The sequence below is a fragment of the Pedococcus sp. P2_F6 genome, from assembly GCF_056403675.1.
This window is the reverse complement of the sequence record NZ_JBFUEZ010000004.1, coordinates 1-12,863: the sequence shown is the minus strand read 5'-3', so window position 1 is coordinate 12,863 and position 12,863 is coordinate 1. Positions and strand designations below refer to the sequence as shown.

The following is a 12,863-nucleotide window of genomic DNA, read 5'->3' as shown; positions in this document are numbered from 1 at the left end:
GCCCACCCGTCAGGGTTCGTCCAGCCCGCAGCAGCAGACTGGGCGCATGACCGTCGCCGCCGAAGCCCCCACGCGCCGATCCCTCGTCTCCGAGACGGTCCTCGTGCTGGGGGTCAGCCTGGGCGCGAGCGGTGTCTGGGCCCTGCTGTCGCTCGTCAACAAGCTGACCCAACCCGTGGCGCTGAACCGCCAGACGACGGCCATGAACTCCTCCGTCACGCCCGACCGGCCGTGGCTCGACCTGACCTACCAGCTCGTGGGCATCGTCCTCGCCCTCGTCCCCGTCGCCCTGGCCTTGCACCTGTTGTCGCGCGACCGCCCGGACGCCCGGCACGCGATGGGCGCGGACCTGCGCCAACCGGGACGCGACCTGCTCCGTGGCGCCTTGCTCGCCGCCGCGGTGGGGCTGCCGGGGCTCGGGCTCTACGCGGCGGCAAGGGCGCTCGGGCTCAACACCACGATCGCCGCGGCGAACCTCTCGGACCAGTGGTGGACCATCCCGGTGCTCGTGCTGGCCGCCGTGCAGAACGCCGTGCTCGAGGAAGTCGTCATGATCGGCTACCTCTACACCCGGTGGCTCCGTGCCGGCTGGTCGCTGCCCGTCGTCATGGTCACCTCGGCGCTGATCCGCGGGTCCTACCACCTCTACCAGGGCTTCGGCGGGTTCGTCGGCAACCTCGCGATGGGGCTGCTGTTCGGCTGGGTCTACACGCGCACCCGACGGGTCGGCCCGCTCGTCGTGGCCCACACCCTGCTCGACGTCGTCGCCTTCGTGGGTTATGCCCTGCTGAAGGACCACCTCGCCTGGCTCAGCTGAGAGCCGGCTTCCCCCGCGAGACGGCCGCGTCGTAGAGCGCCTTCTTCTTCAGGCCCGTGGTGGCCGCCACGTCGGAGCAGACGTCCTTGAGCCGCTCACCGCCCGCCACCCGCTCCTGTATGCCGGGCAGGGCCTCCTCGACGGTCGTCACCGTCGGCGTCGCCCCGGCCACCACCACGGTGATCTCGCCCCGGACCCCGTCGGCCGCCCAGGCCGCCAGCTCGGCGAGCCCTCCGCGGCGGACCTCCTCGTAGGTCTTCGTGAGCTCCCGGCAGACCGCCGCGCGGCGATCCGGGCCGAAGGCGTCCGCCATTGCGACGAGGGTGGCATCGATGCGGTGCGGCGCCTCGAAGAAGACCATCGTCCGCCGTTCGTCCGCGAGGGCAGCCAGGCCGCGCGCCTTCTCCCCCGCCTTGCGCGGCAGGAAGCCCTCGAAGCAGAACCGGTCGACCGGCAGGCCGGAGACGGCGAGCGCCATGAGCACCGCGCTCGGGCCGGGCACGCACGTGACGCGGATCCCCGCGGTGACCGCGGCGTCGACGAGCCGGTACCCGGGATCCGACACGGACGGCATACCGGCATCGGTCACCACGACCACCCGCGCGCCGGCGCGGAGGCGCTCGACCAGGTCAGGGGTGCGCGACGCCTCGTTGTGCTCGTGGTAGCTGAGCACCGAACCGGCCGGGGAGATGCCGAGGTCGGAGCACAGCCGCCGCAGCCGGCGCGTGTCCTCCGCCGCGACGATGTCGGCGGTGGCGATCTCCTCGGCGAGACGGGGGGCGGCATCGCGGGGGTCGCCGATCGGAGTGGCTGCGAGGACGAGGACGCCGAGGCCCGAGGTCGCGCCCGAAGTCGCGGCCGTAGTCACGCCCGAGGTTGCGGCGGGAGTCGCGGCGGAGGTCACGTCGCCATCCTGTCAGGGGCGCCGTAGTTCCTGTGCATACGATGGCGCGCATGACCCGGATCGAGCTGCTGCGATCACGGCTGCTCGGATTCAGGCCATCGGACACCCTCTGGGGGTGGCTCGGCCCGCTGTTCTTCGCGGTCGTGGGCGGTGGCATGCGGTTCTGGTCGTTGGGCCGTCCGCACCAGCTGGTCTTCGACGAGACGTACTACGTCAAGCAGGGTGTCTCGATGCTCGAGTACGGCGTCGAGATGCGCGTGCCGGGCACCATCAAGAAGCCGGACGAGCTGTTCACGCAAGGCACTCCGGATGTCTTTGGGACAGAAGGGGATCTGGTCGTCCACCCACCCGTGGGCAAGTGGATCATCGCGGCCGGGGAGCACCTGTTCGGGCAGACGTCGTCGTTCGGCTGGCGGTTCTCGGTGTGCGTGCTGGGGACCCTGTCGATCCTGATGATCGGGCGTGCCGCGCGACGGATGTTCGGGTCGTCACTGCTCGGCACGATCGCGGCGTTCCTCGTCGCCTTCGAGGGCCACCACTTCGTCCAGTCACGGACCGGGCTGCTCGACCTCATCGTGATGTTCTGGGCGCTGGCGGCGTTCTGCGCGCTGCTCATCGACCGTGACCGGTCCCGGGCCCTGCTCGCCGAGCGCGCGGCAGGGCTGTCGAACCATGCGCTCGCCTCGGGGCTCGGTCCGTGGCTCGGGGCCCGTCCGTGGCGCTGGGTGGCGGGCATCTGCCTCGGCCTCTGCGCCGGGACGAAGTGGTCGGGGCTGTTCTTCCTCATGGCGTTCGGGCTGATGACGGTCCTGTGGGACATGGGGGCCCGTCGTGCCGTCGGGGTGCGGCACTGGTTCTCGGGAATGGTCGTGCGCGACGGACTGTGGGCAGCCCTGGTGATGTGCACCACGGCTCTTGCCACCTACCTCGCGTCGTGGGTCGGCTGGTTCGCGTCCAGCGGCGGCTACGACCGTCAGTGGGGCAAGATCCACCCGTCGCACGACACTCCGTGGGTGCCCGATGCGCTGCGTTCGCTGTGGCACTACCACCAGGAGATCTACAAGTTCCACGTCAACCTGCACGACAACCACCCGTACCGGACCAACCCGTGGTCGTGGGTCATCCAGGGACGTCCGACGTCGTTCTTCTACGAGGGCCCGAAGCGCGGGGTGGACGGCTGCCCGGTCGCCCAGTGCTCCAAGGCGATCACGTCGATCGGCACCGTCTCGATCTGGTGGCTCGGCGCGGCCGCCATCCTGGTGCTGGTCTTCTACTGGCTGTTCAAGCGGGACTGGCGCGCCGGCGGAATCCTCGCCGGGCTGGCTGGCGGCTACCTGCCCTGGTTCGGGCTCGAGGAGCGCACCATCTACTCCTTCTACACGGTGGCGTTCGAGCCGTGGATCATCTTCGCGGTGGTGTTCGTGCTGGGGCTGGCCCTGGGGAAGCGCACCGACTCGTGGCGACGCCGGGAGATCGGCCTGTATGCCGTGGGCGCCTACTGCGTGCTGACGCTGGCGATCTTCGCGTTCTTCTGGCCGGTCTACACCGCGCAGGTGATCCCGCAGAGCCAGTGGTCGCTGCGGATGTGGTTCCCCAGCTGGGTCTAGCGGATCGGCTCGCACGTGGGTCGGGCAGGTGGGTCGGACAGCTCAGCCGGTCACTCCCCGGCGAGCAGGCGCAGCAGCCGGGCGGCCTCGGCCTCGACCGCTGCCCGGCCGGCACCGAGGTAGCGGCGGGTGTCGACGACGGTCGGGTTGTCGGCGAGGTGCTCGCGCACGGCCGCGGTGAAGGCCGAGTTGAGGTGCGTCGCGATGTTGACCTTCGTCATGCCGTGGGCGACGGCTGCAACCAGGGACTCGTCCGCGACGCCCGAGGAACCGTGCAGCACCAAGGGAACCGGCACGGCGGCACGGATGCGGGCGATCAGGTCGAGGTCGAGTGTCGCCGTGCGGCTCGTCATCGCGTGCGACGAACCCACCGCGACGGCCAGGGCATCCACCCCGGTGTCAGCGGCGAAGGCGGCGGCGTCCGCCGGCTCGGTGCGGACCCCCGGCGCGTGCACGCCGTCCTTGCCTCCGATCTCGCCCAGCTCGGCCTCGACCGAGACCCTGGCGGCGTGGCACCGCACCACGACTTCGCGGGTCGTCGAGCGGTTGCTCGCGTCGTCCAGCTTCGACCCGTCGAACATCACCGACGTGAAACCCAGGCCGATGGCCTCGTCGACCAGCGCCACACTCTCGGCATGGTCGAGGTGCAGCACGCACCGAGCCGATGACGCCTCGGCAATCGCCTTGGTGGCCAAGGCGATCGGCGCCAGAGCCCCGTGGTAGCGAGCAGCGTTCTCACTGATCTGGAGCACCACCGGCAGGCCGGTCTCCTCGGCGGCGCCCACGAGGGCCTCGGCGTGCTCGAGCTGGATGACGTTGAAGGCTCCGACACCGCGGTCGCGGGTCGATGCCTCGGTCAGCACGTCGGCGAGGTTCACCAGGGTCATCGAACGTCCTCCACGAGGGTTTGGGTCTCCAACCGGGAGATGTCCGTCGGATCCACCACGCCGGCGACTGGCTGGAGCACCGCTGCCCCCGACCATGCCACGGCATCGCGCAGGACCAGGTCGTGCGGGCGACCTTCGGCGAGGCCGGCGGCGAGGGCGGCGACCACCGCGTCTCCGGCCCCCGTCGGGTTTCCGGCAAGCGAGGCGTCCAGGCGTGCGTGCACCGCGGCGCCGTCCGCGGCATACCAGGTCAGTCCGTCGGGGCCGGCGGAGACGACCACGTCACGGGCACCCAGGGCGCGCAGCGCCGCGACGCCGGCGACCACGTCGTCGGCCCCCGTGGCTTCGGCAAGCTCGACGCGGTTGGGCTTGACGATGTCGGGCCCGGCCTCGAGGGCCCTGCGCAGCGGCTCGCCGTCGGCATCGAGGATGACAGCGGCCCCGGCGTCGCGACACAGACGAACCAAGACTGAATAGCCGTCGTCGGGGATGCCGGGAGGCAGGCTGCCGGCCAGCACCACGACGGACGCAGCGGTCTCGGCCAGCAGGTCGCCGATGTGGTCGAGCAGGGCGCGCCAGGACTTCGGCGACTGCTCCGGCCCGGGTTCGTTGAACACGGTCGCGTCGCCCTCCGAGGCCGAGACCACCGTAAGGGTGCGCCGCGCCTCGCCGTCGGCGTCGGCGAAGGAGTGGCGCAGTCCTCGGGCTTCGAGGTCCGCCCGGATCCGTGCGCCCGTCGCCCCACCGGCGCACCCGGTGACCACGACATCGTGGCCGCACGCGACCAGGACCGAGGCGACGTTGACTCCCTTGCCACCCGCGCGCTCGGTGACGGCCCGCACCCGGTGACTGGTATGCCGCGTGAGCGCGTCGACCTCGTAGGTCACGTCGAGCGCGGCATTGGGGGTGACGGTGAGGATCACAGGGCGTCCCAGATGAGGCAGGCGGCCCCGAGCGACCCGGCCCGGTCGCCGAGGGCGGCCCGCTCGATGGCCGGGGGACGCTGGAAGGTGAGACGGGCGGCGACGTCGTCGCGCAGCGGCGCGAGCAGCACCTCGCCAGCCTGGGACAGCCCACCTCCCACGAGGACGAGGTCGATTCCCGTGAGGGTGACCGTCATGACGACCGCCCGGCCGAGCGCGCTGATCGCATCGGCCCAGACCGACGAGGCCAGGGCCTCCCCCGCCGCGGCGCGGGCGGCGATGACCTCGGCGGAGATCGCCTCGGAGGACTCTGCTGGGGGCTGCACCTGGGACTGCGGCTGGGACTGTCGTCGGGAGCGCTCGGCGTAGGTCCGCTCGATCGCGCCGGCGGAGGCCAGCACTTCGAGGCAGCCGCGCTGGCCACACGGACAGGCGGGCCCCGACGGCTCGACCACGACGTGACCCAGCTCGCCGGCCCAACCGTCGCCGGAGACCACCGCGCCGTCGAGCAGGAGGGCTCCGGCGATGCCGGTGCCGAGGGGCATGAACAGGGCCTGCCTGCGGCCGCGCGCGCCACCGAGACGCGACTCGGCCAGCAGGCCGGCCCGGACGTCGTGCCCCACGACGACGGGCACCTGGAGCAGGGACTCGACGCCGCCGCGGATGTCGAGGTCCCGCCAGCCGAGGTTGGCGGAGTAGACGCCGATCCCGCGCACCTCGTCGACCAGGCCGGGGACGACCACACCGCACCCCACGAGGCGCACCGCGTGGTCACGGGGAGCGGCGGCCAGGAGCTCCTTCACCGTGGCGGCGACCACTCCGCCGAGGTCGGCCCCGATGTCGCTGGGGGTCGGCGTCGTCGTCTGGACGACCACGCCGTAGTCGCGGTCCACGAGGGCGGCCTTGATCCGGGTGCCCCCGATGTCGACGGCGGCCACCACCGCAGCGGCAGCGGCAGCGGGGAGCTTCTGGGACTGCCCCGCCATGGTGGACCTCGCGCTCATTGATTCATTCGGTGCCTGAATTATCTCGTCAAGCCACGGTCGGATGTCAAGGCCCGATGTCAGGGCATGTCAGGGCGCGACCACACTCGGATCCTGAAAGACCGTGTCGAGCGAGTAGTGCGCCCCGCCCCGGGCCGCGGAGGTGAGGCCGAGCGTGGAGCCGACCACGCGGCATACCTCGGCAGTCGTGTTGAGGCGACGCTCGACGACGAGCTCGGCGACAGGGACGACCAGCTGCTCCTCGAACCACGCGAAGTAGCCGCCGAGGACGACCATGCCGGGGTCGAGGACGTCGACGAGGATCGACACACCCGTGCCGAGCCCTTCGGAGATGGTGGCCAGCGCGGCCAGGGTGCGGGCATCGCCGTCCAGGGCACGTCGACGGAGCTCACGCAGGCGGTCTTCGAGCGGCCGTCCCGGGTTGTGCACCACGTCCGACTCGTCCGCGGCGAGTCGCAGGAAGGCGGCGAGCCCGACCATCGTCTCCCAGCAGCCCCGACGTCCGCAGACGCACTGGCGGCCGGCCGGGTCGAGCGGCAGGTGACCGATCTCCCCGGCAGAGCCGTGGGTGCCACGCAGGATGTGGTCGCCAGAGATGATGCCTCCACCGACCCCCACGTCGCCGGAGATGTACAGCAGGTCACTGACGCCCTGGCCCGCTCGCAGGGCGTGTTCGGCCACGGCAGCGAGCTTGGCGTCGTGCTGGATCGAGATGCGCGGATGTCCTTGTCCCAGAAGGCGTTCGACCTCATCGACGAGGCCGACGTCGCGCCATCCCAGGTTGGGCGCGAGCCGCACGACACCGCCGCCACTGTCGATGAAGCCGGGGGCGGCGATGGTGATGGCGACGCACTGCACTCCTGCTGCGCCCAGTGAGGCCAGGGCCTCGCCGAGGAGCTCGGACGCTCTGGCGATGGTGTCGCCTGCAGAGAGGTTGGCGGCATCGATCGGGCGCGTCGACTCGCGGATGACGGTGCCCGAGAGGTCCACCGCGATCAGGCTGAGGTAGTCGACATTGATCTCGACCCCGAGCCCGCAGACCCGTCGTCCGTCGAGGCTGACCGTCAGCCCCGGACGGCCCACGGCCCCGGCCCTGTCGGGCTCCCCCTCGACGACCAGACCCCGGTCGACCAGGTCGGCGATGAGCGTCGACATGGTGGCCTTGGACAGGCCCGTCTCGGCGGCCAGTCGCGCCCGCGACCTGCCCCCTCGGTCACGGAGGTGCCGCAGGATCAGGCCCAGGTTCGCGCGACGCATCGAGGCGGGGTCGGTGCGACCTTCGGCCTCCTGCACGCACAGCCTCCTGACCTGGCACGGGTCTCGGCGACCCTTCCCGGAGAAGGCTAGCAAGAGTTAGTTCACCGCGTGGTCCAACTCCTCAGGCGCCCTTCCCCGCCAGCGCGAAGAACTCCTGTCGAGACCCGGGATCGTCGCGCAGCTGGCCGTGCAGCGCCGAGGTCACGGTGCGTGAGCCGGAGGCGCGCACCCCTCTCAGTGACATGCAGAGGTGCTCCGCCTCGATGACCACCCCGACCCCACGCGGCGACAGGTGCTCCTGCAACCAGAGTGCGACCTGCTTGGTGAGCCGCTCCTGGACCTGCAGGTCGCGGGCGAAGAGCTCGACGACGCGCGCCAGCTTCGAGAGCCCGAGGATGCGGTCGCCCGGCAGGTAGCCGACGGTGGCAGTCCCGTGGAAGGGCAGCAGGTGGTGCTCGCAGAGGGACTGGATCGGGATGCCCCTGGCCAGCACCAGCTCGTCGTAGCCCTCGTCGTTGGGGAAGGTGGTCAGCTCGAACTCGCGAGGGGTGAGCAGCTCGGCATACGAGGCGGCCACGCGACGCGGCGTGTCGCTGAGGTGCGCGGACGCCGGGTCCTTTCCGAGGGCCAGGAGCAGGTCCGCCACCGCTCGCTCGGCCGCTCGCAGGTCCACGGCTGTTCGCTCGTGGACCACCCGTAGCCGGCCCGCCGGGGGGTGGTCGTCCTGATCGGCGTCCCGCGCTGCGACGGATTCTAAAAGAGACATGGTTAGACATTAGAAGACGATGCACGAAACCGCAATGCGGCACCGGGACACCACTGGTTGTGCCGGGGTTCACCCGGGGGTCGCGAACTCGTCGATTGGCCCGCTTAGCGTCCCGGGGCATGAGAGCACTACGAGTTGTTGTGACCACAGCCATTGCGGCTGGCCTGTGTCTGTCCGCCACTGGCGTGGCCCAGGCCACTCCCGACGCCGCCGGTCCGGGCGTGTTGCCACAGAAAGCGCAGTTCGACCTCCAGGCCCACCGTGGTGGCATTGGCATGACCACGGAGGAGTCCCTGCCCGGATTCGCCAAGGCGCTGGGGCTGGGCGTGAGCACCCTGGAGCTCGACACCCACGTCACCAAGGACGACAAGGTCGTGGTCAACCACGACCGGCAGATCAGCGCGCAGAAGTGCAAGGACACTGCGCCGGTATTCCCGGGCGACCCGATGTATCCCTACGTGGGCAAGTACATCAAGGACCTCACACTCGCCCAGATCAGGACCATGGACTGCGGCTACCAGCAGCTGCCGGGCTTCCCACAGCAGGAACAGATCAAGGGCTGGCGCATGGCGGAGCTCAAGGACGTCCTGAACCTCGTGAAGGAATACCGGGCCAACCAGGTCACGCTCAACATCGAGACCAAGGTGGAAGCCGGGGCCCCTGAGCAGACGGCCCCACGTGAGCAGTTCGTCCGCCGGGTCTACGAGGAGATCCACGCCTCGGGCATCGAGCGACAGGTGACCATCCAGTCCTTCGACTGGGGTGCACTGAAGCTGATGCACACCCTCGCCCCGACCTGGCCGCTGGTCGCGCTGACGAACTACGACTTCCTTCAGGTCGGCAAGCCTGGTGCTTCCCCGTGGCTGGGCGGCGTCGACTCCGACACCTACGGAGGTGACCTGGTCAAGACGGCCGAGGCTGCGGTACCCGGTCTGACGGCGGTGTCGCCGAACTACGGCTTCCCGCAGAACGGCACCGTGGGCGACCCCATGTTTCGCTTCTACCCGGACAAGGAGATGGTCTCCGAGGCGCACCAGCGCGGCCTGAAGGTCATCCCCTGGACGTGCGATGACAACGCCACGATCGAGGCGCTCATGGATATGGGTGTCGACGGCATCATCACCGACTACCCGAACCATGTGCGAGACATCATGGCCGAGCGCGGCATGCGACTGCCGAAGGCCTATCCCGCTCCCTGAGCGTGGTCGAGTCGAGGCGGGGCACCTTGCGGTTCGAGGTGCCCCGCCTTGTCGTGCACCGTGATTCCCTTTCCGGGCCACGCGGCGGTGTCATCGGCAGGCGGGCGATGGTGTCCAAATGACAACAGAAGAACCCCGCCCGACCGAGCATGCGATCCCCCACCGACACTCGACTCCAGACGGCGCCTCTTCGAGCACACCCTGACCACTCGAGGTCATGCTCTTGGCATACGGCACTCCGCCCAATTGGATTCACCGGCAGTCAGGGAGTAGCCGAGGCTGCTGGACGACTGGATGTGGAGGTTGACGGCGTGACCGCAGCCTCCTGCTGGTCTGATGGCTGGTTGCGCAGGCGCGCCAAAGCCTCGCGGGCGTGTGACTTGACGGTTCCCACGGAGATGTTGAGAGCCACAGCCGTTTGGGCCTCGGTCAGGTCGTCGAAGTAGCGCAGCACCAGCACCGCTCGTTGGCGCGGCGACAGCCTTCGGAGGTCGTCGAGGAGTGCGAGGCGGTCAAGGTTCTCGGCACTGGCGTGGGACGACGCTTCGGGGATCAGGTCGGTCGGGACCTCGCGCCAGCGGCGACCGCGCCAGCGGTTCACGGACTCACGCGCGAGGACCTGCCTGACGTAACCCTCCGGTCGGTCCTCGATCCATTGCCACTTGGGCACCACCTTGATCAGGGCTGACTGCACGAGGTCCTCCGCATCGTGATGGTTGCCGGTCAGCAGGTAAGCGGTCCGCAGCAGGGCTCCTCGGCGAGCGACCACGAATTCCTCGAAGCTGGCGTAGCCGGTCATGACCGACCGCCCGTGCGGAGCGCCTGGCCGATCAGAGCGCTGGCGAAGCTGACCCGATCGGGAGCCCCCGATGCGACCACCAGACGACGGTGCGCCTCATCGACCGGCAGCTCGCAGCGCTGGCTCGAGGGGCAGAACGGAACGGCGGCGTCGAACTCCTCGGCAACCACTGTGACCTCGCCATTGGTCGGGTTCTTCCGCTGACCGAGCAGGACGTCGGGACCGATCACGCCGAGGAGGTTGCAGAGTGCTGGTACGTCAGCCGGCGAACTGTTCAGGGTCTTGGCGTCATAGACGTTGAGCGTTGAACATGACTTCGAGTCGTCGCCGAAGTTCGTCGGTGGGCCCTGCGCGGGCCAACTGGCGACCGCAACGTCAGAACCGCTGTAGGGCAACCGATACGGGTTGACTCGGGTGGGCGCCTTACCCGGCTCCCACAGCCATCCGTCGCCGTCACTGCCTCCCGCGACCAGGCCGTAAAGGTGGTTGTTGTCGACCCACAGACCCCCCACGCGCGTACCGAACCCGAACGCGGACGTGTGGGTCTGGCCGCTGACCAGGTCGCGGACGACCGGCTGCAGGACCACATCCTCTGCCCCCGGACGCGACGTCAGGTGCGTGTAGGCCAGCCTGCGTCCGTCGGGCGACAGCGCGACCCTCACTCTGTCAAGCGCCTCGGGATCGTCACGAGGCAGGTCGATCGAGAGCTTGCCGAACCTCCCGGTCCGGGCGACCAGGCCGACGGCCTCGGGCGAGCCGCCACCCTCGTGCGGGACCAGCCAGACTGCGGCCAGCGGTCCCGGAGCTTCGCCGAGCTCCGGCAGTACCGCCCCCGTCGGGTACTGGATCGGAAGCGGGAAGGCAACGCTCGTCGCCGGCACAAGGTCGATTTGATCGCGATCGCCGAGTCGTAGACCGACTCCCGTGCCGATGGTGCCCACGACCAGGGCAGCGGCCGTGAGGGCCACGAGCTGCCTGCGCTGAGTCCGCTTTCCGCGCGCCCAGAGCTCCGCCGGTGGCGCACCTCCCGTCGGTGCATCGTCGGCCAGGTCCACCAGTAGGTCGCGCAACGTGTCCATGGGCTTCTCCGATCCAGAGTCTCACCCAGGAACACGCCACGGGAGAGGCATTCGGAGGGGTGCGCTACCCGACATAGTCATCGCAGTCAGAGGGGTTGCGGCTGGTGGCTCGACGAGCCTGAGAGCCGGTGGATGGCCACAGCCGAAGGGTGCCGTCGCGCGCCAGCCGAAGGTGGGATTGCCCTTTCCCGCCATCTGAGCGTCCGCCCATGCCGCGCTCCGAGCGGCGCGACGCTCCTATGCTTCGTCAAGCAGCTGTGGCCTGGTTTTCGAGTGCTGCGATGACCAGGCCGAAGACCTGCTGCTGGGCCTCGGTGGAGGCACTTATCGCGGAGCGGCGAGCAGCCAAAAGCACTGACAGTGCTTGGCGTTCACCCCCGGCGCGAGGTGTTCCCAACCGCGGTCGGGCCATCGCTTCCCGGGCAGCGCGGATCGCATCGAGCGGATCGGTCTTCGCGCCGTTGCCACGCGCAGCTCGCTTCGGCCGGTCCAGCTCGATGACGATCTCCGACATCTCCAGCAGGTGACGGCTCAGACCGGCGCCGTGACCGCCGGTCCCCTTCGATCGCCCAAGCCCGCGGCATCGGGTGGTTGTTGGCGAACTCCACCAGCTCGGCATAGCCCTGGGCTGTCGCCTCGACGGTGATCTCGTCGAGGACACCACCGGTCGCAGTATCGACCACGGCTGCGGAGTGGGTGTGGCCGTGGGTGTCGACGCCGATGACGACATCGACCACCTCGCGCAGATCGGTCAGACTGTTCATGCGTTCTCTCCTTCGCCGGACGGGATGTGGTTCCGGTCCGGGACGGAGCCTCGGCAGGACTGTGATGAGACACATCCGGCGCCGCTAACGCCGGGTGGTCAAGCTCCTGATCAGGCCAGCTCCTCCAACCGGGCCGGGGCCGGTGACCACGAGCGGACAGGTCGCAAACAAGGCACGAAGGCCAGTCTTTCCGGGGGTCACACTCGCGGTCACCAACCACAGCCCAGCACCATCAGGCTGCGTTGGCGATCCTCACAGTCACTCCGCCGCGTGCGTCCGTCCCTGGCGAGGCGACGTTGGCGTGTGCGGCTGGCATGCCCGTGGAAGCGCTCAACGCGACGTCCGACGACTTCGCCCGCATCGATCTAAAGCTGCCAGGCGCTCGTCCCGCCGTCCACCGACTGACGAATTTGGGCGTTCGGCCATCACGGGCCTGCTCACAACTGTGTATCGGCGAGCTCGGAGGGTGTAAGCAGGGGTGGGCGCGACCTGCGCGCTCGTCAACGAGGAGGACCCCGTGGCCGCCGCACTCGACAGCGCCCAGTTGCTCGCCGCCCTCGAGCCGACCGTCGAGGAGAACCTCAACCGTCACCTCGAAGCCGCTCAGGACTGGATGCCGCACGAGTACGTCCCGTGGTCGCTGGGCCGCGACTTCGCCGAGCTTGGCGGCGACCCGTGGTCGCCGGACCAGTCGCAGCTCTCGCCGATCGCCCGGACGGCGCTGGAGGTCAACCTCCTCACCGAGGACAACCTGCCCAGCTACCACCGGGTGATCGACCAGGCCTTCGGCCGCGACAGCGCGTGGGGGACCTGGGTCAACCGATGGACCGCCGAGGAAGGGCGACACGCGTTCTGCA

At 69.7% G+C, this 12,863-nt stretch carries 13 protein-coding genes; 4 read left to right on the top strand and 9 right to left on the bottom strand.

Going from position 1 to position 12,863, the window contains the following annotated elements; all coding sequences use genetic code 11:
- Window positions 1–46 precede the first annotated feature (46 nt).
- Entirely contained in the window at window positions 47–817 is a 771-nt protein-coding gene (locus AC1DWP_RS11665; protein WP_477614643.1) for a CPBP family intramembrane glutamic endopeptidase, read from the top strand.
- Here the strand turns inward: AC1DWP_RS11665 and rsmI are convergent.
- Entirely contained in the window at window positions 810–1,685 is an 876-nt protein-coding gene (rsmI, locus tag AC1DWP_RS11660; protein WP_477615294.1) for a 16S rRNA (cytidine(1402)-2'-O)-methyltransferase, read from the bottom strand. The genes AC1DWP_RS11665 and rsmI overlap by 8 nt on opposite strands.
- Window positions 1,686–1,771: 86 nt before the next feature.
- Between rsmI and AC1DWP_RS11655 the strand changes: the two genes are divergently transcribed.
- Complete coding sequence (locus AC1DWP_RS11655; protein ID WP_477614642.1) at window positions 1,772–3,328, top strand: dolichyl-phosphate-mannose--protein mannosyltransferase; 1,557 nt, start codon at window positions 1,772–1,774, stop codon at window positions 3,326–3,328.
- A 50-nt stretch (window positions 3,329–3,378) separates the two neighbouring features.
- On the opposite strand, the gene AC1DWP_RS11650 is transcribed toward AC1DWP_RS11655, so the two are convergent.
- From AC1DWP_RS11650 to folE, 5 genes are all read right to left on the bottom strand, one after another.
- A complete protein-coding gene (locus tag AC1DWP_RS11650; protein ID WP_477614641.1) occupies window positions 3,379–4,215 on the bottom strand; it encodes a class II fructose-bisphosphate aldolase in 837 nt (278 codons plus the stop codon).
- Entirely contained in the window at window positions 4,212–5,138 is a 927-nt protein-coding gene (locus AC1DWP_RS11645; RefSeq protein ID WP_477614640.1) for a 1-phosphofructokinase family hexose kinase, read from the bottom strand. The genes AC1DWP_RS11650 and AC1DWP_RS11645 overlap by 4 nt, the downstream gene beginning before the upstream one ends.
- On the bottom strand, window positions 5,135–6,142 hold the full coding sequence (locus tag AC1DWP_RS11640; RefSeq protein ID WP_477614639.1) for an ROK family protein: 1,008 nt from the start codon (window positions 6,140–6,142) through the stop codon (window positions 5,135–5,137). The genes AC1DWP_RS11645 and AC1DWP_RS11640 overlap by 4 nt, the downstream gene beginning before the upstream one ends.
- Window positions 6,143–6,211: 69 nt before the next feature.
- Window positions 6,212–7,435 carry an ROK family transcriptional regulator gene (locus AC1DWP_RS11635; protein WP_477614638.1) on the bottom strand — a complete coding sequence of 408 codons (1,224 nt, stop codon included), beginning with the start codon at window positions 7,433–7,435 and terminating at the stop codon, window positions 6,212–6,214.
- A gap of 85 nt (window positions 7,436–7,520) precedes the next feature.
- Window positions 7,521–8,165: a GTP cyclohydrolase I FolE gene (gene folE / locus AC1DWP_RS11630; protein ID WP_477614637.1), complete on the bottom strand. Its 645-nt coding sequence runs from the start codon at window positions 8,163–8,165 to the stop codon at window positions 7,521–7,523.
- Between the two features lie 119 nt (window positions 8,166–8,284).
- Here folE and AC1DWP_RS11625 point away from each other — a divergent pair, with 119 nt between their 5' ends.
- Window positions 8,285–9,364 (top strand): glycerophosphodiester phosphodiesterase family protein, encoded by a 1,080-nt coding sequence (locus tag AC1DWP_RS11625; RefSeq protein WP_477614636.1) that lies wholly within the window; start codon window positions 8,285–8,287, stop codon window positions 9,362–9,364.
- A gap of 262 nt (window positions 9,365–9,626) precedes the next feature.
- On the opposite strand, the gene AC1DWP_RS11620 is transcribed toward AC1DWP_RS11625, so the two are convergent.
- The 3 genes from AC1DWP_RS11620 to AC1DWP_RS11610 form a co-directional block, all read right to left on the bottom strand.
- Window positions 9,627–10,163 carry a SigE family RNA polymerase sigma factor gene (locus AC1DWP_RS11620; protein WP_477614635.1) on the bottom strand — a complete coding sequence of 179 codons (537 nt, stop codon included), beginning with the start codon at window positions 10,161–10,163 and terminating at the stop codon, window positions 9,627–9,629.
- A complete protein-coding gene (locus AC1DWP_RS11615) occupies window positions 10,160–11,242 on the bottom strand; it encodes a hypothetical protein (RefSeq protein ID WP_477614634.1) in 1,083 nt (360 codons plus the stop codon). The genes AC1DWP_RS11620 and AC1DWP_RS11615 overlap by 4 nt, the downstream gene beginning before the upstream one ends.
- 371 nt (window positions 11,243–11,613) lie before the next feature.
- Window positions 11,614–12,006 carry a hypothetical protein gene (locus tag AC1DWP_RS11610; protein WP_477614633.1) on the bottom strand — a complete coding sequence of 131 codons (393 nt, stop codon included), beginning with the start codon at window positions 12,004–12,006 and terminating at the stop codon, window positions 11,614–11,616.
- 517 nt (window positions 12,007–12,523) lie between these two features.
- Between AC1DWP_RS11610 and AC1DWP_RS11605 the strand changes: the two genes are divergently transcribed.
- Window positions 12,524–12,863: acyl-ACP desaturase (locus AC1DWP_RS11605; protein WP_477614632.1), on the top strand; the 340-nt coding region annotated here is incomplete at its 3' end.

What these genes read in the sequence shown, in the direction of transcription:
- AC1DWP_RS11665 (WP_477614643.1), top strand. Translation starts at nt 47, where the DNA reads ATGACCGTCGCCGCCGAAGCCCCCACGCGCCGATCCCTCGTCTCCGAG.
- AC1DWP_RS11655 (WP_477614642.1), top strand. Translation starts at nt 1,772, where the DNA reads ATGACCCGGATCGAGCTGCTGCGATCACGGCTGCTCGGATTCAGGCCA.
- AC1DWP_RS11650 (WP_477614641.1), bottom strand. Translation starts at nt 4,215, where the DNA reads ATGACCCTGGTGAACCTCGCCGACGTGCTGACCGAGGCATCGACCCGC.
- AC1DWP_RS11640 (WP_477614639.1), bottom strand. Translation starts at nt 6,142, where the DNA reads ATGAGCGCGAGGTCCACCATGGCGGGGCAGTCCCAGAAGCTCCCCGCT.
- folE (WP_477614637.1), bottom strand. Translation starts at nt 8,165, where the DNA reads ATGTCTCTTTTAGAATCCGTCGCAGCGCGGGACGCCGATCAGGACGAC.
- AC1DWP_RS11625 (WP_477614636.1), top strand. Translation starts at nt 8,285, where the DNA reads ATGAGAGCACTACGAGTTGTTGTGACCACAGCCATTGCGGCTGGCCTG.
- AC1DWP_RS11620 (WP_477614635.1), bottom strand. Translation starts at nt 10,163, where the DNA reads ATGACCGGCTACGCCAGCTTCGAGGAATTCGTGGTCGCTCGCCGAGGA.
- AC1DWP_RS11615 (WP_477614634.1), bottom strand. Translation starts at nt 11,242, where the DNA reads ATGGACACGTTGCGCGACCTACTGGTGGACCTGGCCGACGATGCACCG.
- AC1DWP_RS11610 (WP_477614633.1), bottom strand. Translation starts at nt 12,006, where the DNA reads ATGAACAGTCTGACCGATCTGCGCGAGGTGGTCGATGTCGTCATCGGC.